This window comes from Parachlamydia sp. AcF125, assembly GCF_018342475.1.
Taxonomy (GTDB): domain Bacteria; phylum Chlamydiota; class Chlamydiia; order Chlamydiales; family Parachlamydiaceae; genus Parachlamydia.
The window spans coordinates 59,656-82,172 of the sequence record NZ_JAEMUD010000003.1 but is presented as its reverse complement, the minus strand read 5'-3'; the positions used below and the strand labels follow the sequence as shown (position 1 = coordinate 82,172).

The window sequence follows — 22,517 nt, the reverse complement described above, 5'->3', positions numbered from 1 at the left end:
AAATTTGAGCCCAGTTTAATCTACGTAACAATAGACAAGGGATTCGCCTTGCCAATCTTCCTCTGTTTTTCGGGAGTTTATCCAAGTTGGCTCCGTCTAAAAATTTACATAGAAATAACTCCCCCTGCTCTTAAAACCCAGTGAAGGAGGAATATCCCCCATACACTTTTTTGCTGATTAAACAATATCCCCATAGGAAAGCTGACACAAAAAAATAACAGGCTCGTTTGCCATCCCAATGGAAGGAAAAAAATCAAAATAAAGCATGCAGTAATCAAGACACTTTGATAGCCTTTCTTATCGTCCATAAAATCTTGTACGGCTGTTTGAAAAATTCCTCTGCCGATGAGCTCCTGAGCAAAGGTGGCAACAGCGATAAAAGCAAGTTGTGAAAGCGTAGGAACATTAAGGAATAGCTTGAGACTTAAAAACTCTTTAGAAAGATACAATCCTCCTAGGGCAAAGAGTGAAGCTATGCAGGCACTCAATAAATGGGTCTTCCAACCTTTAAAATGGAGGCCTACATGTTCCCAAGGATAGCGATAAAATCTCATAAGAAGCAAAGAAGGGATGAAAGCAATCATCCAAGGCAAATCATTGCGAGACTCTGTTGAAAAACAACCAAATAACACGGAAAAGGCAAGAAGCAAGCTTTCATAAATAAAAAAATGTCCCTTTGAGTGTTTCTCATGTAAGAGAGCCTGATATCCTTGCACATTCTTGACATATAATTGGTTAGAGTGGCGTAATCGATGGATGTTGGCAACCGCGATGTTTTCGAAAATCTTGTTTTGTATTTCAGGAGTAGAATGAGTGGATAACGCTTTCTTAGAAAGCTTGTACACCACAGTTGGCCTAATCGCTTTGACAGTAGTAGAACGGGGCGAGTTATCCATAAATGACATCTCACCAAACATTTCGCCCTTCGATAACTTGCCTAAGAGAACTTGAGAAAAGCGCTCTTCATCCCACTTTAAAACAGAGACCTCACCTTCTTGAATTAAATAAAGCTCCGTTCCCGTGCTATTTTCTTCAATAATGGTATCGTTAGGCTTAAAGCTTTCTTTTAAGAGACATCTTTGCAATACCCTTAAGTTTTCTTCTGACAAACCCTTGAGTAGGGATTGTGCTTTAAGAAATTCCAATTCTTTTTGCTGTTGTATATCCATAAAAATCGGGGAATAAGTTTGACAAAATTTAATCTTTAAAATAGACATCAGAGAATAAAAAGCTATGTTTTTTTATTACCACAATGAGCTCAATCGAGTATGCTTCAAATTGCCATAGAAATGCTGCTAGGAGATAAAGTTAAATACCTTGTTTTAATCAGTGGATTAGCTTTTTCCACTCTCTTAATGACGCAACAATCCTCTATTTTTTGGGGAGTGATGCGTTGGACAACTACCATGCTTCGCAATACCAATGTGCCTGTGTGGGTAGTAGATCCTCACGTCGAGCAGATTACCGATATAAAACCCTTAAGAGATACGGATCTGATGCGCGTCCGATCAGTTCCTGGCGTAGATTGGGCCCTTCCGTTTTATTATTTCCTACTAGAAGGAAAAATTTACAACGGTTCTTTTATGACGTTGCAGTTAATGGGGGTAGATTCCTCAACTTTAACAGGGGTTCCACCTGTTTTTGTTAAAGGGCGCTTAGAGGATCTTTGGCAAGCAGGGGCTGTAATTGTGGATGAAGAGGGGCTGAAAAAACTTAGCAAAACTCTGGAAAAACCCCTAGATATCGGGGACTTTTTTGATATCAATGACCATGAAGTCAAAATCGTAGGCATAGTGAAAGCGGAACAGTCATTTTTTGGCTATCCCTTCATTTACACTACTTACGAACGGGCGATTGAAATTGCCCCAAGAATGAGAAAAAATCTGTCGTTTGTTTTAGTAAAGCCGAAGCCGGGAGTTTTACCCGACCAAATGGCGAAATCTATTGAAACGAAAACCGGGCTGCGCGCTTATACCAGCGAAACTTTCTTTTGGAAGACGATGAGATGGTTCTTTGTTAACACCGGTATTCCCGTTTCATTTGGGGCCACGATTATTTTAGGTTTTGTAATAGGAATAGCTGTAGCGGGTCAAACTTTTTACTCGTTTGTGAATGAAAACTTAGGGAACTTCAGTGCCTTGAAAGCTATGGGAGCAGATAACCGCTTGCTGAGGCGCATGGTATTTTGTCAGGCTTTTGCTGCAGGTTTTGTGGGATATGGGATTGGTTTAGGGATCACTATTCTCAATGGGGTAACTTTGGTGAGGTGGGGGAGTATTCCTTTTTATTTTTCCTGGCATATCCCTCTTGTGACGTTTTGCATGATTGTTTTGATTTCTTTTTTTTCAGCTTTCTTAAGTATTAGAAAGATTGAAACTTTAGAAGCCTCTGAGGTGTTTCGTGTCTGATACGCCTCATGCGATTGAGCTAAAGAATGTAACCAAAGGCATTTTTTCGGGAGAGATTTATCTGGAGATTTTAAAAGGAATAGATCTAGTCGCGAAAAAAAACGAAATGCTCATGATTACAGGCCCTTCGGGAAGTGGAAAAACCACCCTTTTAAGCATTATTGCGGGAACAGTTAGACCCACAGAAGGAGAAGTGAACGTTCTAGGATCTACTCTGACGAAGTTAGATGAAGATGAATTAACCCATTTTAGAAAAACCAACGTAGGGTTTGTCTTTCAGCAATTCCATTTAATCAAAACATTGAATGTCTTGCAAAATGTGATGATCCCTTTGATTTTAAACGACGTCCCAACAAAAGAAGCAGTAGAAAGATCGAGAGAATTATTGCAGCAACTAGGGTTGAAAGAAAAAGAAAAGGCGCACATTGCGCATTTATCGGGGGGCGAGCAACAGCGCATAGCCATTGCTCGCGCGCTTGTGCATGAACCTAAGCTTTTGATATGCGATGAGCCAACCTCAGCTTTAGATGCAGAAAATGGGGCCCGCATCATGCAAATCCTGACAGATATTGGAAAAACTTCTGACCGGAGTGTCGTCGTGGTCACACACGATCATCGCATTTTTGAGTATGCAGATTGTCTGGCTATGATGGAAGATGGGGTGATGATGGGATACAAGAACCCCCGTCCCCTTAAAGGATTTTATGCATGAGTATTTTCAACACCATCAGTTTTTATTTAGCTATTTTAGGGATTTTTTTAACTGTCGTGATGTCCCAACTTTTTCAACAAGAGCCTCCTGAAGCAGTTTCTCTTAAAGAACCTTCTAGAAGCCCTTTTTTGCAAGCGATTGCCTCTTCCGGAATTGTGGAAGCCATAGATAAAAATATTGAAATTGGAGTTCCCGAGGATAGTATTGTGGAAAAATTATGGTTCAAAGTAGGCGATCCTATTTGCAAAGGAGATGCCCTTTTACAATTGGACACCCGAGCTTTGAAAGCCAAGTTAGAAGTGCAAAAAGCAAAGGTGGAAGTCGCTGAGGCTGTGCTTAAAAAAGCTATTGATCAATTTGAAAGGGTTAAAAGGGTGAAAGATTCTCGAGCTGTCAGCCAAGAAGATATCAATAGGCGAGAAAATGAAAGACGTGTGGCAGAAATGAAAATAAAAGCGGCCAAGGCAGAGGTCGAGGAAACAAAAGAATTATTAAACCGTTTAGTCGTTTGCTCTCCAATCGAGGGAGTTCTTCTTAAACAAGAAGTGAGAGAGGGGGAGTTTGTTAGCCGAAATAAGCCTTTGCTTATGGTCGGGAATTTAAAACATCTGCAGATTAGGGTTGACATAGATGAGCAAAATGCAGGCCTTTTTGACCCGAAGAGCCCTGCTGTGGCATTTCCAAAAAATAATTCCCACGTGAGCATTCCTCTTACCTTTGTGCGAATTGAGCCTTATGTGATCCCTAAGAAATCTTTAACGGGAGCTTCTGAAGAACGGGTGGATACGCGTGTTTTGCAAGTGATTTATGCCTTTGAGGAGCCAAAAGATTACGCGATGTATGTGGGACAGCAAGCAGACGTTTACATTGAAAATTCACAGATAGAGGCCCATGAAGAATAAAATCTATCTTTATTTTTGCATCGCCCTTCTATTTTTGAACGGCTGCGTGGTAGGGCCTAAGTATCAGCGCCCCTGTACTCCGGTGCCTGAGCATTGGAAATATGAGGAGCAAGAAGAAGTTCCAAACCCCGATGTAGAGAATTGGTGGGAGATTTTTGAAGACCCTGTTCTAGATAGCCTAGAGCTACAAGCTATGCGGAATAACAAAAACCTTTTTGCAGCCTTATTTCGGGTACACCAGACCCGAGCATTGGCGGGAATTCATAAAGCTGATTTATATCCCCAAGTAAATTTAGATCCAGACTACAGCAGCACGAATGGATTAATGGAAGTTTTTGGCTTACCCGCCACTCTTCCCCCGATTCTACGTGCCCACCAAATGCTTTATGCGCTCCCCTTTAATTTAAAATACGAGCTGGATTTGTGGGGAAAGTTGAAAAGCCAATACTGGTCTTCTTTGAGACGGCATGAAGCTCAAGAAATGGCTTTTCAAGCGAGTGTGCTGATTTTAACCTCTGAACTTGCAAGCATTTATTTTCAAGTGCGCTCTTTAGATGCTCAACTGGATATTTTAAAAGAATTTATTGGGATTTGCAAAGAGGATATCGATATTAATCAAGAGCGGTATCATGCAGGCTTAATCAACTACGTCGATGTTTTGCAAGCAGAGAGGCAATACCAGAATGCTTATGCGCAGTATTTTGATCTCCTTAAGCAGCGTGCATTAAGCGAAAATAGGATTGCATTATTAATTGGAGTGTCTCCCACAGAAGTCTCCATGGCTTATTCTCCGGTTGTGAAAATGCCTCCAAAAGTGCCTTCTGGGGTTCCTTCCGAGGTTTTGCTTAAACGTCCCGATATAAGAGAGGCCGAAAGGCGATCAGCTGCTGAGCATGCGTTAGTTGGAGCTGCATATGCCTCATTTTTTCCCTCCTTTAGCCTCACAAATACCCTCGGTTTTTCCAGTCCTGATTTGCATGACTTTTTGTCTAGGAAAAGTCGATTGTGGGCCATCGATATAAGAGGAAGTGAAAACATTTTCGATGGGGGCCGAAATCGTTCTCAGTTGAGTTTGGCATGGGCGAGATTTAGAGAAGCTGATGCCCACTACCAACAACAAGTTTTGGTTGCTTTAGAAGAGGTGGAAAGTGCTTTAGCAAACCTGAAAATGCAGGATGAGGAAATTCGCAGCTTAGAAAAAGCGGTAAAAGCTTCTCAGGAAGCAGTATATCTTACTACTGAACGCTATAGAGACGGGGTCATTAATTATCTGGAAGTTGTGGATAGCGAAAGAACTGAGCTAGAGTTAAAAAGAGACCTTGTAAATCGGATTGGCCGCCAATATATTTCAACTATTCATCTCATTAAGGCTCTTGGGGGGTTATGGGCTCTTCCGTAAATATTTGAGGGAGAGATGGCGGAATTTTCATGGGTAAATAGCGATTATAGGAGTAAAATCCCTCTTTTTGTTGCGAGGGGGCGCAGCAAGCTCTATCTGACGCCTGCTTTTTAAAATTTTTTCAACGCTTTTACTCATAGCTTTCTCTTTCGCGCCATGGATTTATCCACTTATGATATTAAGAAATTTTCTTTGTTTTGATTTTTACGAAGAAGTGAGCTTAAAAAAATGTGCACTCCATTTAAGAATAAGGATTGAATGACTTAGTTTCTGAAGGAAAAGTTATTTTTGGTGAATCTCTTCTACAAAATACATGTCCATAAGAATGCCGGTTGTTTTTTTACGAGTTTGAATAGGCAATTTACCTCTATAAGTGCATCTGAAGATATCTTTAATTCTTTCATAAGTTTCTTGAGAGATATTAATCTTACTTTCCTCACTTTGGGCTTGCAAATGGTTGGCAATATTAACAGTATCTCCCCAAATGTCGTACGCAAGCTTTTGTTTCCCAATCACTCCAGCTATGAGGGGACCTGAGTGAATCCCCATGCGAGCTTTCCATTCAAGCTGATATTTTTGTTGAATAAAGGGTTCTGCCTTTTTCATGAACTCGCGTATGTCTAAAGCCGCTCTGACGCAATCGAAGGCAGAAGAATCTCTAGGTTCTAGGACGCCGCTTGCAAACATATATCCATCCCCGATGGTTTTGATCCGTTCAATCTGTCTGGATTCCATGATACGGTCAAAATTTTCAAAATAAAATTCGAGAACTTCTAGAAGGAGAGGGGGATCTAACTTAGAGGAACTCTCAGTAAAGCCTGAGAAATCCACAAATCCGACCGTAGCGTTTTCAACACGTCGTGGGTTTACCGAACCGTAGGCGAGCAATTCTTGAGCAACAGGAGGAGGAAAAACGTTAAACATCATTTGCTCCTGCTCTTTTTGGGCTTGGTTTAATTCCGAGTTTTTGTGCTGGATTTCTTCTTTGAGTTCTTGAAGCTCCAAGTTTTGCTGATGGATGTGTTCATAAGTGGAGAGTAAAAAGTTGAGAATATATTGGCGGCTTGTGCTGATGTTGTAAGTTTTGTTGCCAAAAATAATCTCCTCGGTAGGGGAAAATATTTGCGGCTGGTAGGTTCTTCCCAAGCACTCTTTTACCCGTAAGAGTAAAAGGTCGTTATTCCACGGTTTAGTGATATAATTATCCGCGCCTGCCTCAATCCCTTTAATTAAATCTTCGGGAGCAGAGAGGATCGTGCAAATAATTACAGGAATGGATTTAAGGACAGGGTCAGTTTTAATGAAGTGGCATAACTTAAAGCCGTCCATTACGGGCATATTGACATCAGTGATGACTAAGTCAAATTTTTGTTTTTTTAAAAACTCTAGGGCTTCCGCCCCATTTTTTACAGTCAAGACATTATAATTGGTCTGTATCAATATCCGGCGCAACATAATCGCTTGCAAGGGGGTGTCATCGACGACTAGGATTGTTTTACTGTTTAGCTCATCATTCATTTTAAAAACTCTTCTAGAGTAGCCACAATCGTCTGCTGATTTAACTCTGATTTAGGAAGATAAGCATTAGCCCCCGCCTTTAACCCTTTTTCTCTATCTTTACTTGAGGACAGGTTGGAAATCATAATAATGGGAAGAATGTAATTGTAGTGTTGAGTGCGAATTTGCGAAGTTAATTCGAGCCCATTCATGTGGGGCATTTCGATATCTGTAATCATGGCATCAAATTTCATTTTATTTAGGTGCTCAAGAGCTTGTAGCCCATCTGTAGCAAGGGTAACCTGATAATTTTTTTCTTCTAAGGCATTTTTAAGAATCAAACGGGAAATGCTAGAGTCGTCTACCAATAAAATCGATTTCTTTTTATTTAAATGAAGGGTTTCTGTAGGGGGAGAAGGCCTATGGGAGCCGTCTGTTAGATGGATAAATTCAAAGGGATCAATCACCATGCATACATTTCCATTTTTTAAGATGGTAGTTCCAATAATGCCCTTCTGGTCAAAAAGGGGCATTTTATTTGGAAAAATGACAAGCTCCTGCTCTTCTAGTATTTCGTCGACGATTAAACCGATATGCTTTTCAAATTTTCGAACCATGAGACAAGGAATAGGGGCATTTAAAGGCAGGGGCAATTCAGGGGGAGGTTTAATTTTGCACAGAAAATTTGTAAAAAAATAAACAGGATAAGGGTTTTGAGAAAGGTGGATCATATCCTGACCTTCCACCGAAAAAAGCTGTTCCCCTTTGATCTGCAAGGAGGCGTCAATCATTTCACTAGGAATGGCGTAAATTTCTTTGTTTTGGGAGATAAGGAGAACTCGGTTGGTGACAAATTCAAGCGGAAGTTCAATGGAAAAGGTACAGCCGCTTCCAGCTTGTGAGCGTACACTTATATGCCCAGAACAATCCTGCACCATCTTTTTCACAATGTCTAGGCCAATCCCTCTTCCGGAAATATCGGAAGGATTTTTAGAAGTAGAAAAGCCGGGAAGAAAAATCAGTTCCATTAATTCTTGGGGAGTTTGATGCTCAAGCTCTTCATGGCTAAAAAGTTTTGAATCTTGAGCCCTTTGTTTGATTTTCTCAAAATCTAGCCCCGAACCATCGTCGGAAACTTCGATAACAATCGATTGCTCGGCTTGAAAAGCTTTTAATTCAATTCTTCCTCTACGATTTTTCCCAAGTGTTTGCCTGATTTCTACCGCCTCTATTCCATGGGAAATTGCATTGCGGAGAAGGTGGGTGAGGGGATCTTTGAGATTATCCATGATTTTGCGATCTACCCCTATCTCTTCACTTGTGATGACAAAGTCCACATCTTTGCCACAGCTGCTGGCAATTTCGCGCACCATGGGCGGAAATAAATCAAAAAGTTTAGAGATAGGGAATAAAGTGAGGTGACGAACAAGATGAATTAACTTGGATGAGATCCCTTGCAGTTTATGGATCGGTTCATGCGCTTGACCTTGTAAAATTTTTAGCTTTTCTTCAAGGGTTAGATCAAGTGGCTGTAAATCTGCACTCCTTCTCAACGTTTTTTTTTCTTCCCATTGTTTCACCAAGCTATCAATTTGAGTGTGGAGTTGTTCAATGGCTGTTTTTACGATACTTAGCTCGGTAACTTCATTCATCAACTGATTAATTTGATCCACATTCACGCGTATTGTTGAGATGTGCATTTCTGGGTTCGGAAAGGGATGAGAATGGTTGGATGTTTTTTCAAAAAACTCTTTTCTTTTAGGCGTTCTTTCTATTTTATGGGCAGAGAGGCTAGGTAAAGGTGGTTGAAGTTTTGGCTCGGCAGGAAAAGAGGAAAAAATGAACTCTTCTTGGATTGTCTGAGAAATTTTCTGTAATAGTGCGGCCACATGGATGTTTGCAGAGGGCCCCCCAATTTCTTCTTGAGTAAGTAAATGAATGGCATCTAAAATTTCGTAACACAATTTTATCTGGCTAGGGGAAATTTGAGCTTTGGAATCTTTAAAATGTTGTAAAATCCCTTCAAATCGATGAGCCACGATCTCAATGGACTTGATTTTAAGCATCCGAGCAGATCCTTTGATGGTATGTACATCTCGCAGGAGTTCATTCCAAACAGCCTCATTTCGAAAATTGGCTTCAATTTTTTTTAAATTGGATTCGATCGAGTGAATTTTTTCTTCGCTTTCTACTTCGAATAAATCTCTGAGTTCTTCATCTTCAATCATAAAAGTTGATTCGGTACATCTCGGTTAGCTGTTTCACAAACACATAAAATTGAATTCTTGCGGCAAAAGAGCGTACAAATTCGCCTGGATAAAAGTGGAGACCAGTTTTAATGCGTGTGGGTGTTTCCTGGAAAATTAAATAAAGACTAGCAAGGGGAGAGGAACCTGGATAGAGCCTTAAGTAATTAGGAAGAAAAAAAACGAATAGTGCTTACCTCCTCTCTCTTAAAATCTCGCTTTTCCCCTTATCATAAAGGCCGCTCGTATGCCTATTCTTGTTAAAGGGGTCATTTAATCTCTCTTAATTTTTATATATACCTTTAATTTTAAAAATAGCAAATGGATCTTTCGTTTTCAGGGCATAGGCGTTTAATAACCTGTATTTTAATTTTTTGGCCGAGGAAAGTTCAAAGGTTTTGGCCATCACCTCGAGAGTAAAGGGTTGTTTGCAAGCAAATTGATCCGCTAGTTAAGTTAAAAGTAAGGGATTACTAAGAGGAAAAATTCACAGTTTGAACGGATAAAGCGATTGTACATTTTAGAATAATTTTGATACACTCCCGTGCTTTACCCTCAAAGGCTCCAACCAGCTATGAAACGTTTTTTTCTTCTCTTTTCCTTGTTTTTTACAGCGATTATTTGGAATAGCGCAAAAGCGACTGAGGTACTGATTGTGGGAGGTGGGCCAACCGGACTTGCGACAGCCATTGAAGTTCACTACAAAGGAGCAAGCGTCACGATTGTTGAAAAAAGAGAAGGATATTCCAGGTCTCAGTTCGTTTTTCTTTTAGAGTCCACTTTAGATCTTCTCGACAAATGGGAGGTGGTGGTTCCCCAACTAAAAGTGATGGATTTCGGAGAAGAAAAGATGGGCGTGGTTCGCATTAAATATTTAGAGAGGGGATTGAATGAAAGAATCAAGGCCCGGGGAATAAAAAAAATTCGGGGAGATTTCTTGGCATTAGAGGAGGGCAAACGAGACGCCCTTGTGGCAGTTGAAGGAGAACATACTCTTATCCCTTATGACTTTATTATTGCAGCCGATGGGGCTCACAGCCAAGTGCGTGATAAGGCAGGCATAAAGTGTGAATGTTTAGGACGCGCCGTGGGAGTATGGATGTTTGTTCCCTTCTCCGATCATTTTCGAGAAATCGATATATCGCCTATTTTAAAGAGAGAAAATTACTTTATTCGCCGCATCTCAATTCCCATGGGAAGTATCATCTTCTTGCAAAGCTTTGTAGGGGATACGACTTTATTTGCAAAAGTTTCCTTGAAGAGTTTAAAAAAGAAAGTAGAAGCCTGCGAATGGTTTTTAGAAGCCGAAAAGCTTGAAACAGAGCCGATTATCTTTACAGATAATGTTCAAATTGCTTTTCAAAAAGCAAAGGCTTTTTCTTTACCTGAAAAAAATATCCTAGTGCTGGGCGATGCAGCTGCCACGGCGAGTTTTTTTCATGGGATGGGGGTCAACACTTCTTTACAAACAGCCGTGTTAGCAGGGGAATTTTTTCAAGAGCCTTATCATGAGAATGCTCATGCGCGTTTTAACCAAAAAATGAGGCAGCTTGCCGATCAATTGATTAACTTTGGTCGATTTTTGTTTGAAGAAGAGCCGGGTTTTGCCGAATAAATTTTCTAGGAAGCACTTTTCTGAAGCAAGTCTTAATTTAGCTGTAAAAGTTTTTAAAAGTTCTAGCTTGAGCTGGGAAAATAAAATTACAAGCTCCATCATTTCAGCTATAGATCCTTTAGTACTAGGGCTTCTTTTAGATTGACTCGCCTCCTTTAGATGTTTTTCATTCTGAATTAAAAAAAAATCGCAAAATAACTAAAGCATAGTAAAAATTAATAGCTTTTATTATTTTGACCTTACATGTTTAGCTTGTTAGTCGTTATTAAAAGCTTTTAAACTATAAAGAGGTGTTTTTTTACGCAAAAGTTTTGCTCGTATCTCTTTATCTAAGTTGCAAAAATATCAACTTAAAGTTTAGGGTATAAATTTGATAAAAAGGATAAGTAAAATGAATGTTCAACCTATATCCCCAGCCCCGTATGTTGCTACGCCCTCTTCTGATCTCAGCCAAAATGATCCTCAAGACGTTCATTTAGACCCTTTTACAAGGGTGATGTTGCGAGCAAAAAATACTCAAGACAAAATTTTTGTAAAAAATTATTGCGAAAGATGGGGGCTTCTCGCTAACGATTTAGAGGCTGTGCAAAAAAGAGCAGCTAATCTAGAGATTATGCTGAAAAAAGGTGCTAAAGCGCTTAAGAGATTGAGGGCTATTGAAGCCTCATATCGATTAAATGCTCAGCTAGCTTCCATCAATAATATTAAGCTTCTTGCCCATCGATTTAGCCTGTGCGGAACTAGCCAGCTCAATGAACAAACTTTTGCCCTTGACAATCTTGATCATAGGAACGCCTTTCAGGCTCTTTATGATTCACTTGAAAGGCACCTCGATTCTCCTCTAAAAGAAACCATCCTATCCAATCTGCAGGCTATCCTAAAAATGGAAGAGGAACGGGATACCTATAAAAAGGCGCAGACTCTTTTAGAAGAATACCAGCAGGGAAAAATAATTTTTTTAGCTTTAAGAGCCGAGTCGGATAGAGATGTTAAAGAAGGGCACCGATGCGGTTTTCTTCTCAAAGAAGATTGCCTAATCAAACTCAACAAAGGGGGACGATTATGCCAACCAGCAGGTTTACATATTTATAAATTGAATGATCCTTCTCTCCTTACAGCAGAATTTATCCAAAAGATGCTAGGCTGCTGCATTCCCCTCTATTATTTTGAAGAAGCAGTCGATGAAGAACTCGGCCTTACTCCCCAACACTATATCCCCACTACCCCTCAAAAAGGAGGATTTTGGGCTTGGGCTTTAGCTAAGCTGGTGTTGCGCGGCATGCTTTTTTTAGAAAGCGGAAATGACGAAAAAGAGCAATTTAAAAAGTGGAGCCAGACAGATCGCCTGCATGCTGCGCAAGAGTATTTGAAGGGAGAAAATACAAACCCTCAAATCATGGCTTCTGTCTGGTGCCGAACTACAAATAGCGCACTTAATCAAATTCTCGAGCGTCAATTAAAGGCAACGCCCACCCACATTACGGATGAAAAATCAACACCTCTCCATCTGGCCGCTGAAAGCAATAACATTCCAGCCGTACAGCACCTCTTAACTAAGGGAGGAGATATTAATTGTGAGGACCATCAAGGGCGTACTCCCTTAATGATAGCCGCTTGCCTTGGGCGCTATGAGATGGTCGACTATCTTCTTAAAAACGGCGCAGAGATTAATAAAATAGATAAAAACGGCGTTAGCGCCTACTGCCATCTCAGCATTCAAGGATATCATTATCTTCAAAACCCCAAAATGGAATCTCGGTTGAAGGTAGTTAAAAAAATACTAATAGAAAATGGCGCTAATAAAAATTTATCGAAATTTTTTGCTTTTTTGCGTCATCGCGGTGAGGAAAATCTTAAAGAATTTAGAGAAGAAAGGTCTAAAAAATCTACTAATGGAGGGGCTGTCACTTAGCTCAAGATTCGCTAAAATATATTCCATCCCCACGTGCCAGGGAATTTATGGTTGGCTTAAGAGGCGCGCCTAAGCTTTTTATCCTCTCTGCATGAGCTTTTATCCAGCTATCAAAAAGAGTTTCGCCTAAACGTGCCTTTAATTACCGCTGTATTCTGAGGCTTTTTTAATAAATCTGACTCAGAATACAGCAAGAAGGCAACTTACGTGAAACTAAGGCTAAAGCATAGACTCCAATCTTTTTATGACCTCTTCTATCGAAGGCCTTGCCTGCGGATCGCTTTGACACATGTCTAAAATTAAATGTTCAAATGGAGTGGTTGCATTTCGCCTTAATTCTTCCAATGTTTGCTTATACTCGTCTTGTGTTATTAAGAACATAAGCTGAAAAGGATCCTCTACACCTTCTTTCCAAGGAGCTAGTCCATGGGTCATAAACATTTCTAACAAAGTCACCCCTAATGCATAGATATCAGCAGGTTTTGCATCTAAAACATCCGTTTCAGATACATACTCAGGGGGAATATAACCGCCTGTTCCCATAGCATCCATAGTCCTTGGCTTGTCATCAGTTTTATGAACGGTATCAAAATCTCCAATGGCCGCTTTTATTATGGTAGGATTTGAGTGATTCCAGTGAAAAAAAACATTACCGGGTTTTAAATCTCTATGTACCCATCCTTTTTGATGCATCGATTGAACCCCTTGTGCAAGTTGAAGGGCCATAGAGAGACGTAATTTGGGCGGGATGCGGTTCTCTTTGATTAAAGAGATGATTGCTTCTCCGGTAAATGGATAAAACTCTGAGATGAAAGCTTCTTTTAATCCCCCCGTTTTATGGGCATTCATAATAGAAGAAGACGAAGAAGATTCCGTTCTTCTAGAAGTCCATTTCACGTGGCCCATTTGGCAAATATGCTCTTCCCCCCTCATGTCCTTAATAAAATTAAATATTGTGCTTCTTGTAGAAGAGTCTAATAACTTAGTTAAAATTCCTCTGACCTCAAATGCCCCTGTTTTCACATCTTGCATTAATTTGGCTTTCTTAAAGGCTCCACCTCCTATTTTTCCTTTTTTTACAAGTTCCCCAATTTGAACCTTTTCTTCCTTTTTAACATGTACGGAAATACGTCCATTTGGAGAGACAGTGTAGGAACGGGTTAAGCCAGTTACTTTCTTAGAAAGCTTACCCCTAATCTCGGGTTTCTCTTTAAGAAAGGATTTCAATTTTTCAATATCTTCTTCAATCGATCTAAGAGTAAATAACGCTTCTTCTTCAGCTGCAATGATTGTGGTGATCCTTTCAGGTGTTTTGTCCATGACCTCGTCAGCTGCAAGTCTAGGGTGTGGGGTCTCAACTCCTAATGGAGCAGGTTGTGAAGGTTCATGCGCTATTCTTTTTTCTTGTTCATTAATTTTGGTTTTTAAGTGAACAATTAAAGAACGAAGATCTCCTAATTCAATGTCTCCTTCATCAACAAGCTTGAGTAAATCATCATATTCCCCCCAAATCGCTTCTAACTTTTCCTCATTCAGATGCTGATCTAATTTTTGCTCTAATCTAGCGATCGTTTGTTCTAAAGTTTTGAGAATTTGCTCTCCTTTAAGATTTTCTTCTCCTTCTCTTACTTCGGCTTCTTCGATTGATTCTTTTTCCTTTCCCTTCAATTTTCTTCTTGCCTCTTTTTCTGCCTCTAGGGGGGAAGAAACAGATTTTTTTCTATTAAAAGCCTGCTTAAAATCCCGTGGAATAACAGCTTTTCCTTTCTGCTGGGAAGATCCCACAGATTGCTCCTTTTGAGCTTCCTCTTGTAGAAAAACTTGGGGGATTTCGATTCTTCGTGGGGAGGCTTTTCGCTCAGGAGATAGCTGCATAGGCCTTGCTTGTTCAAACAAATTTCTCAGCTTTTCAAATTTTTGCCCTTTTTGAGGACGCGTTGAGCGAAAGCTCTCTTTCTTACCTTGCGCCTTCTGTTTTTTAGAAGAGCTAGTGATAGGCGTATTTTTAGGAGAGATAGCCTCTGTGGCTTTTTCAGTTATTTTGGCTTGCGAAGGTGTCTTTTGCTCGGATCTCTTTTTATCTTTGGCATGAGATAATGTTTCTTTTTCCTTCCAGAAGTTTAAAAGGTTTTTATAATTATTATAATCAAAGCTCATAATTAACCCTCCTTAACTATGATTTAATTATAAAACGAAAAATAAAATTAAAAATATAATTATATAGTAGTTTTATTAAAAATGACTCAAGTCTGAGGTGTAAACTTCTAAAAGTTAACGCTAGCTAGGTGTAGAAATTTTTAACATTTAACTGAAAAAACTGCCCCTCCTCTGCAGAGCAAATGGCTTTTCAATAAGCAAAGACTTACTTTAGTTGAAAAAACGGACAAGGGCTGGGCAAAGCAGCCGCAACGGCGAGTTTTTCTTATGGGTGGGGGACACACTCCTTTACAAATAGCCGTACGAGAAGGGGAATTTTTCAAGGGCCTTATCATGAGAATGCTCATGCGCGTTTTAACCAAAAAATGAGGCAGCTTGCCGATCAATTGATTAACTTTGCTCGATTTTTGTTTGAAGAAGAGCCGGGTTTTGCCGAATAAATTTTTTAGGAAGCTCAATGTTGGCAAATCAGGGTCTTACCGACTCACTTTAGGAAATACTTTTTGGAAGCAAGTCTTAATTTAGCTGTAAAAGTTTTTAAAAGTTCTAGCCTGAGTTGGGGAAATAAAATCACAAGCTCCATCATTTCAGCTATAGATCCTTTAGATCTAAGTCTTCTCTTAGGCCGGCTCGCCTTCATTAGATGCTTTTTCATTATGACTTAAAAAAAAACTTTCACAAAATAACTAAAGCATAGTAAAATTTAATAGCTTTTATTATTTTGACTTTACATGTTTAGCTTGTTAGTCGTTATTAAAAGCTTTTAAACTATAAAGAGGTTTTTTTACGCAAAAGTTTTGCTCGTATCTCTTTATCTAAGTTGCAAAAATATCAACTTAAAGTTTAGGGTATAAATTTAATAAAAAGGATAAGTAAAATGAATGTTCAACCTATATCCCCAGCTCCGTATGTTGCTACGCCCTCTTTTGATCTCAGCCAAAATGATCCTCAAGACGTTAATTTAGACCCTTTTACAAGGGTGATGTTGCGAGCAACAAATCCTCAAGACAAAATTTTTGTAAAAAATTATTGCGAAAGGTGGGGGCTTCTCGCTAACGATTTAGAGGCTGTGCAGAAAAGAGCAGCTGCTTTAGAGATTATGCTGAGAAAAGGTGCTAAAGCCCTTAAGAGATTGAGGGCTATTGAAGCCTCATATCGATTAAACGCTCAGCTAGCTTCCATCAATAATATTAAGCTTCTTGCCCATCGATTTAGCCTGTGCGGAACTAGCCAGCTCAATGAACAAACTTTTGCCCTTGACAATCTTGATCATAGGAACGCCTTTCAGGCTCTTTATGATTCACTTGAAAGGCACCTCGATTCTCCTCTAAAAGAAACCATACTATCCAATCTGCAGGCTATCCTAAAAATGGAAGAGGAACGGGATACCTATAAAAAGGCGCAGACTCTTTTAGAAGAATACCAGCAGGGAAAAATAATTTTTTTAGCTTTAAGAGCCAAGCCGGATAAAGATGTTAGAGAGGGGTATCGATGCGGCTTTCTTCTTAAAGGAGATTGCCTAATCAAACTCAACAAAGGGGTACGATTAACCCAACCAACAGGCTTACATATTTATAAATTGAATGATCCTTCTCTTTTTACAGCAGAATTTATCCAAGAGATGCTAGGCTGCTACATTCCCCTCTATTATTTTGAAAAAGTAGTCGATAAAGAACTCGGCCTTACTCCTCAACACTATATTCCCACTACCCCTCAAAAAGGAGGATTTTGGGCTTGGGCTTTAGCTAAGTTGGTGTTGCGCGGCATGCTTTTTTTAGAAAGCGGAAATGACGAAAAAGAGCAATTTAAAAAGTGGAGCCAGGCAGATCGCCTGCATGCTGCGCAAGAGTATTTGAAGGGAGAAAATACAAACCCTCAAATCATGGCTTCTATCTGGTGCCGAACTACAAATAGCGCACTTAATCAAGTTCTCGAGCGTCAATTAAAAACAACGCCCACCCACATTACGGACGAAAACTCAACACCTCTCCATCTGGCCGCTGAAAGCAATAACATTCCAGCCGTAAAGCACCTCTTAACTAAGGGAGGAGATATTAATTGTGAGGACCATCAAGGGCGCACTCCCTTAATGATAGCCGCTTGCCTTGGGCGCTATGAGATGGTCGACTATCTTCTTAAAAACGGCGCAGAAATTAATAAAATAGATAAAAACGGAGTTAGCGCTTACTGCCATCTCAGCATTCAAGGAGTTCATTATCTTCAAAACCCCAAAATGGAATCTCGGCTGAAGGCAGTTAAAAAAATACTGATAGAGAAAGATGCTAATCAAAATTTATCGAAATTTTTTGCTTTTTTGCGTCATCTCAATGAAGAAAGTCTTAAAGAGCGTAGAGAGGAAAGGTCTAAAAAATCTACTAATGGAGGGGCTGCCACTTAGTTCGAAATTTGCTAAAATATATTCCATCCCCCTGTGCCAAGGAATTTATAGTTGGCTTAAGAGGCGCGCCTAAGCTTTTTATCCTCTCTACATGAGCTTTTATCCAGCTATCAAAAAGAGATTCGCCTAAACGCGCCTTTAATTGCCGCTGTATACTGAGGCTTTTTTAATAAAACTAACTCAGAATACAGCAAAAAGGCAGCTTACGTGAAACTGAGGCTAAAGCATAGACTCCAATCTTTTTATGACCTCTTCTATCGAAGGCCTTGCCTGCGGATCACTTTGACACATCTCTAAAATTAAACGTTCAAATGGAGTGGTTGCATTTTGCCTTAATTCTTCCAATGTTTGTTTATATTCGCCTTTTATTGGTAAGTACATAAGCTGAGCAACGTTTTCTGCACCTTTTTTCCAAGGAGCCGGTCCATGCGTCATAAACATTTCTAACAAAGTCACTCCTAACGCATAGATATCTGCAGGTTTTGCATCTGAGATCAGCTCTTCAATCCCATACTCAGGGGGAATATAACCGGGTGTTCCCGTAGATTCGTTTGTACTATTCGCGTCATTAGTTTTATGAACGGTATCAAAATCCCCAATGGCCACCTTTATTTCGGTAGGGTTTGAGGGATCCCATTGGAAAAAGATATTGCCAGGTTTCAAATCTCGATGCACCCACCCTTTTTGATGCATCGATTGAACCCCGTATGCAAGTTGAAGGGCTATAGGTATATATAATGTTGACGGGATACGGTTCTCTTGGATGAGAGAGATAACTTCTTCTCCTGTAAATGGATAAAACTCTGAGATGAAAGCTTCTTTTCTCCCCCCCTTTTTATTCACATCCATAATAGAAGAAGTTTTTTTTCTCTTAGAAAACCATTGCACGTAGTCCATTTGGCAAATATGCTCTTCCCCTCTCATATCCCTTATAAAATTAAATACTCGGCTTCTAGTAGAAGGATCTAATGCCTCAGCTAAAATTCCCCTGACCTCAAATGTACCTTTGTCCACCTCTTGCATTAATTTAGCTTTCTTAAAGGCTCCGCCGCCTATTTTTCCTTTTTTGACAAGTTTCCCAATTTGAACCTTTTCCTCCGTTTTAAGGTGCACGGAAATACGCCCCCTGGGAGAGACGGTGTAAGAACGGCTCAAACCAGTTACTTTCTTAGAAAATTTACCCCTAATCATGAGATTCTCCTTGAGAAAGGATTTCAATATCTCAGAATTCTCTTTAAAAAAGGTTTTCGAGTTTTCGATATTTGTTGCAAAGGATTTCAACACCTCGAGATTCTCTTTAAGAAAGGATTTCAATGTTTCAACATCTTCTGCAATCGATTGAAGAGTAAATAAGGCTTGTTCTTCAGCGAGGGTAATCGTGGTGATTTTTTGATTGGTTCTATCGATTACCTCCGTCTCAACTGAGATTTTCGCTGCAAGATCAGGGGCCGGGTTCTCAACTTCTAAAGGAGCTGGTTGGCGGGATGGCCTCGCTATGCTTTCTTTGGGTGCAGCGATTCTGGCGCCTAAATAAGCAACTACAGATTCCAAATCTCCTAATTTAATGTTTCTTTCCTCAACAAGCTCGATTAAAACATTATATTTCTCTTGAATTGCTTCAAACTCTTCCTCATTCGGATCCTCATCTAATTTTTGGTGTAATCTAGCGATCTTTTGCTCTAAAGTCTGGAGAATTTGCTCTTCCGCAGGTTGTTCTTCCCTCAGCCTTGCTTCTGTTTCCTCAATGGATTCTTTTTCCTTTCCCTTAAGTTTCCTCCTTGCTTCTTTTTCTGCCTCTATTGGGGAAGGAGCAGATGCTTCTTTTTTAGAAGCCTGCGGAATAACAGCTTTTCCTTTCTGCTGGGAAGATCCCACAGATTGCTCCTTTTGAGCTTCCTCTTGTAGAAAAACTTGGGGGATTTCGATTCTTCGTGGGGAGGCTTTTCGCTCAGGAGATGGCTGCGTAGGCCTTGCTTGTTCAAACAAATTTCTCAACTTTTCAAATTTTTGCCCTTTTTGAGGACGCGTTGAGCGAAAGCTCTCTTTCTTACCTTGCATCTTCTGTTTTTTAGAAGAGCTAGTGATAGGCGTATTTTTAGGAGAGATAGCCTCTGTGGCTTTTTCAGTTATTTTGGCTTGCGAAGGTGTCCTTTGCTCGGATCTCTTTTTATCCTTTGCAGCCGGTAACGTTTCCTTTTCCTTCCAGAAGTTTAAAAGGTTTTCATAATTATTATTATTAAAATTCATAATTAACCCTCCTTAACTATGATTTAATTATAAAACGAAAAATAAAATTAAAAATATAATTATATGGTGGTTTTATTAAAAATCACGCAAGTCTGAGGTGTAAACTTCTAAAAATTAACGCTAGCTAGGTGTAGAAATTTTTAACATTTAACTGAAAAACTACCTCTCCTCTAAAGTGCAAATGACTTTTCAATAAGCAAAGACTTTCTTTAATTGAAAAAACGGACAAGGGCTGGGCAAAGCAGCTGCAACGGCGAGTTTTTCTTATGGGTAGGGGACACCCTCCTTTACAAATAGCCGTACGAGAAGGGGAATTTTTACAAGGGCCTTATCATGAGAATGCTCATGTGCATTTTAATCAAAAATGGCGCAGCAACTGGCCAATTAATTGATTAATTTTGGTTGATTTTTATTTAAAAAAAGGTGAGAATTTGACGAGTAAATTTTTTAGGAAGCTCAATATTGAGCTTCCTAAAAAATTATTGGCTATTTGATAAGGCTGTTCTTTGTTTTGGATTAAGCGTCTTTCTGCTCTGCAGCGGCAGCTTTGTTTCGCCGTTTCGATCTCTCTTCTATCCCATCGAGCAGCATTTCTTGCAGAGTTTTTTCAGCCTGTTGGGGGCCTTGAAGACTCTTTTTAGAACCTTGTGCGTCAAGAGAATTTTCTCTCTTTTTTTCCTGGGAATAAGAAGGAGGGGGCGGCGGAGGTAGAGGGATGCTAAGTTTTTCGTCTTGAAGCATCTCGGTAGCGAGTTGCAAAGAAGTTTTAAATTCGTAACCACGCAATTTATTGCTCAGTTTACTGATAAAATTGATAATTTTTTGAATGGGCTTAAAAGAGACTTGTTGTTTTTCTTTTTCCACTTTGATGTGATGGATAATTGCCTTAATTTTATCCATATTTTGTGCAGAAAGGCTTTTTTCAGCCATCTTTTTAAGATCGGAGAGAATCTGAATAGACTGTAGCTTTTTAAAACCTTTCGTCGGTTTATTGGCAAATATTTGAACCTCATTCCCTTTGTAGGCAATGGCGTGATAATTTTCAAGAGATTCTAAACTAAAACTATGGATATTTTGTTCTGTAATTCTCATACTACCTCCTTATTTGATTAGGACTAACTAATTAATTCTGAGGTATAATTTATCAAATAATTGTTAGGAATTTATTAAGAAAATAAAAATGTTTCTTTATTTTTGTCTTAAATCAAACTCTAACTTCCATTGTTGGCCAGGGGAAGCAACGCACCACAGTTCAAGTGTGCCTAATTCAGTTACCCGCGATTTGAGTTTGACTCGAATCGTTTTTCCCTCTCCTTCCATTTTTTCAATGAACGTTTCAACGGGGGGAAGCTCTGTTAATTCTTGTTTCCACTGTTTAATAATAGTGCCCATTTCTGCCTCTGTCCCATCGGCAAACTTTTGCGTGGCATGGCTGAAAAAACGGAAAGTGGTGGGTTCCCCCACGACAAGGGAGAACTCTTGGCTGGGGAGTTCTCTTTCTGAGCCTTCTTCCATTCCGAAGGGGACCACGCAAATGGCTTTAAGAGGAGCTGGCATTCCAGGAATTGCGGGAACGGCATCTTCCACCCCAATATAATAACTGCGGCTTGTTCCGCTTTTAATGCGGATCCCTTTTCCTTCGCGCGCTAAGCCGTAATACACAGCCCCGCGGCTAACAGCGAAATCGAGATCGGGGTGGGGAAGGGGCTGAACAGGGGCTTTTTTTAAAATAGTAGCCCAGTTATTGAGCAGCTCGACCACACGTTCTTGGAAAGCTTGCGCTTTCATCGTTCCGCCGTTGAACAAGATTTTAGTGGGTAAAACGAACTCATCCATGCTACCGCCATCTCCTTCACCAGTCATGGAGAGAAATTTAGCGAGTTGCGAGGTAATGCGCGGATCTTGCGCATAAGGGAGCCCAATTTGTTGCAATCCTAAACGTTTTTCGGTAGGGGAGCGATCCTGAGGGGTAATTAAGGGATAAAAACCGTCGACTAGAATAGCTTTTGCTTCCTCTAGAGTAAGCTTGGTTTTTAGGGATCCGCCAATGAGTTTGCTTCCTCGTCCCATCACAGCGACGTCCACATGTTTGGGAGGATTCGCAGACATTAACAGCTCTTTTGCTTTTCGGCATGTTTGGATCAGAGCTTGAAATTGTCTCTCATCGAGAGAATGCCCCTGTTCTTCCAATTTATTTTGAGCAAGATAAGCTAAACTAAGATCGAGGTTATCTCCTCCCAGAAGCAGATGAGAGCCTACAGCTTGCCTCTTAAGGGTTAAATTACCAGCTTCATCCAAAAGAGAAATCAAACTAAAATCGGTTGTTCCTCCTCCGATATCCACTACCAGAATGCTATCTCCAACCTGTAGCAAATTGTTTCTCCAGGTATCATGATGGTGATGTAGCCAAGCGTAAAATGCCGCTTGAGGCTCTTCTAATAAAATAGTTTCTGGATAGTTTGCTAAACGGGCCGCTTCTTGAACCAGCTCTCGGGCACTTGGATCAAAAGAGGCAGGAACTGTCACTAAAATCTGCTGTTCGGCAAAGGGAGTTTCGGGCATTTTTATATCCCAAGCTTCTTTCAAATGCCTGAGTAAATGAGAGGTAACCTGTAGCGGGCTCATTTTAGGGCTTTCATCGCTATGAGGAGGCAAAATAGGGGAGCGGCGGTCAATGCCAGAATGGCAAAGCCATGATTTAGCAGATGAAATTAGTCGGTCGGGAAGCTCTCCCCCACGATCTCTACCAAATGTGCCGGTGCAAAATGTTTGTTCTGGGTTCCAGCTTAAAGCGACGCTTTTTGCTTTTAGCTCTTCTTCCAACGGGAAATACATAAAAGAAGGAAGAAAGGGAAGTTCTTGCTCTTCTCCAGCTGCTACAATTTGAGGGATAAAAAATTGATGAATGACCGGTTGAGTGTTTGGAGAAAAAGACGGATCCAATTCGGCATAGGCCAGTGTACAATTGGTTGTACCAAGGTCAATTCCAATGCTCCACTTTTTTTTCTCACTCATTTTAAACTC

At 40.1% G+C, this 22,517-nt stretch carries 14 protein-coding genes; 7 read left to right on the top strand and 7 right to left on the bottom strand.

Going from position 1 to position 22,517, the window contains the following annotated elements; genetic code table 11:
- Positions 1-104 precede the first annotated feature (104 nt).
- The gene (locus PARA125_RS06585; RefSeq protein WP_249274241.1) at positions 105-1,169 is read right to left on the bottom strand and encodes a cyclic nucleotide-binding domain-containing protein; all 1,065 of its coding nucleotides are present in this window, start codon (positions 1,167-1,169) and stop codon (positions 105-107) included.
- Positions 1,170-1,268: 99 nt separating this feature from the next.
- Between PARA125_RS06585 and PARA125_RS06580 the strand changes: the two genes are divergently transcribed.
- Genes PARA125_RS06580 through PARA125_RS06565 form a run of 4 tightly spaced genes read left to right on the top strand, consistent with a single transcriptional unit; the run spans position 1,269 to position 5,421 of the window.
- Complete coding sequence (locus tag PARA125_RS06580) at positions 1,269-2,408, top strand: ABC transporter permease (protein WP_213157999.1); 1,140 nt, start codon at positions 1,269-1,271, stop codon at positions 2,406-2,408.
- The gene (locus tag PARA125_RS06575) at positions 2,401-3,120 is read left to right on the top strand and encodes an ABC transporter ATP-binding protein (RefSeq protein WP_213157997.1); all 720 of its coding nucleotides are present in this window, start codon (positions 2,401-2,403) and stop codon (positions 3,118-3,120) included. The genes PARA125_RS06580 and PARA125_RS06575 overlap by 8 nt, the downstream gene beginning before the upstream one ends.
- On the top strand, positions 3,117-4,022 hold the full coding sequence (locus PARA125_RS06570) for an efflux RND transporter periplasmic adaptor subunit (protein ID WP_213157995.1): 906 nt from the start codon (positions 3,117-3,119) through the stop codon (positions 4,020-4,022). Before PARA125_RS06575 ends, PARA125_RS06570 begins: the two co-directional genes overlap by 4 nt.
- A complete protein-coding gene (locus tag PARA125_RS06565; RefSeq protein WP_213157993.1) occupies positions 4,012-5,421 on the top strand; it encodes an efflux transporter outer membrane subunit in 1,410 nt (469 codons plus the stop codon). Before PARA125_RS06570 ends, PARA125_RS06565 begins: the two co-directional genes overlap by 11 nt.
- Before the next feature lie 282 nt (positions 5,422-5,703).
- On the opposite strand, the gene PARA125_RS06560 is transcribed toward PARA125_RS06565, so the two are convergent.
- The gene (locus PARA125_RS06560; RefSeq protein WP_213157991.1) at positions 5,704-6,939 is read right to left on the bottom strand and encodes an adenylate/guanylate cyclase domain-containing protein; all 1,236 of its coding nucleotides are present in this window, start codon (positions 6,937-6,939) and stop codon (positions 5,704-5,706) included.
- Positions 6,936-9,146: a hybrid sensor histidine kinase/response regulator gene (locus PARA125_RS06555; protein WP_213157989.1), complete on the bottom strand. Its 2,211-nt coding sequence runs from the start codon at positions 9,144-9,146 to the stop codon at positions 6,936-6,938. The genes PARA125_RS06560 and PARA125_RS06555 overlap by 4 nt, the downstream gene beginning before the upstream one ends.
- 592 nt (positions 9,147-9,738) lie before the next feature.
- Here PARA125_RS06555 and PARA125_RS06550 point away from each other — a divergent pair.
- Both PARA125_RS06550 and PARA125_RS06545 read left to right on the top strand, forming a co-directional pair.
- Positions 9,739-10,779, top strand: coding sequence for an FAD-dependent oxidoreductase (locus PARA125_RS06550; protein WP_213157987.1), 1,041 nt, complete (start codon positions 9,739-9,741; stop codon positions 10,777-10,779).
- A 391-nt stretch (positions 10,780-11,170) separates the two neighbouring features.
- Complete coding sequence (locus tag PARA125_RS06545) at positions 11,171-12,691, top strand: ankyrin repeat domain-containing protein (protein WP_213157985.1); 1,521 nt, start codon at positions 11,171-11,173, stop codon at positions 12,689-12,691.
- A 219-nt stretch (positions 12,692-12,910) separates the two neighbouring features.
- Here PARA125_RS06545 and PARA125_RS06540 read toward each other — a convergent pair whose 3' ends face one another.
- Positions 12,911-14,848: a serine/threonine-protein kinase gene (locus PARA125_RS06540; protein ID WP_213157983.1), complete on the bottom strand. Its 1,938-nt coding sequence runs from the start codon at positions 14,846-14,848 to the stop codon at positions 12,911-12,913.
- An 877-nt stretch (positions 14,849-15,725) separates the two neighbouring features.
- Here PARA125_RS06540 and PARA125_RS06535 point away from each other — a divergent pair.
- Positions 15,726-17,246: an ankyrin repeat domain-containing protein gene (locus tag PARA125_RS06535; RefSeq protein ID WP_213157982.1), complete on the top strand. Its 1,521-nt coding sequence runs from the start codon at positions 15,726-15,728 to the stop codon at positions 17,244-17,246.
- 219 nt (positions 17,247-17,465) lie between these two features.
- Here PARA125_RS06535 and PARA125_RS06530 read toward each other — a convergent pair whose 3' ends face one another.
- The 3 genes from PARA125_RS06530 to PARA125_RS06520 all read right to left on the bottom strand — a co-directional run bounded on the left by PARA125_RS06530 (position 17,466) and on the right by PARA125_RS06520 (position 22,508).
- On the bottom strand, positions 17,466-19,493 hold the full coding sequence (locus tag PARA125_RS06530; protein ID WP_213157980.1) for a serine/threonine protein kinase: 2,028 nt from the start codon (positions 19,491-19,493) through the stop codon (positions 17,466-17,468).
- 516 nt (positions 19,494-20,009) lie between these two features.
- The gene (locus PARA125_RS06525; RefSeq protein ID WP_213157978.1) at positions 20,010-20,585 is read right to left on the bottom strand and encodes a hypothetical protein; all 576 of its coding nucleotides are present in this window, start codon (positions 20,583-20,585) and stop codon (positions 20,010-20,012) included.
- A 96-nt stretch (positions 20,586-20,681) separates the two neighbouring features.
- The gene (locus tag PARA125_RS06520; protein ID WP_213157976.1) at positions 20,682-22,508 is read right to left on the bottom strand and encodes an Hsp70 family protein; all 1,827 of its coding nucleotides are present in this window, start codon (positions 22,506-22,508) and stop codon (positions 20,682-20,684) included.
- Positions 22,509-22,517: the final 9 nt, after the last annotated feature.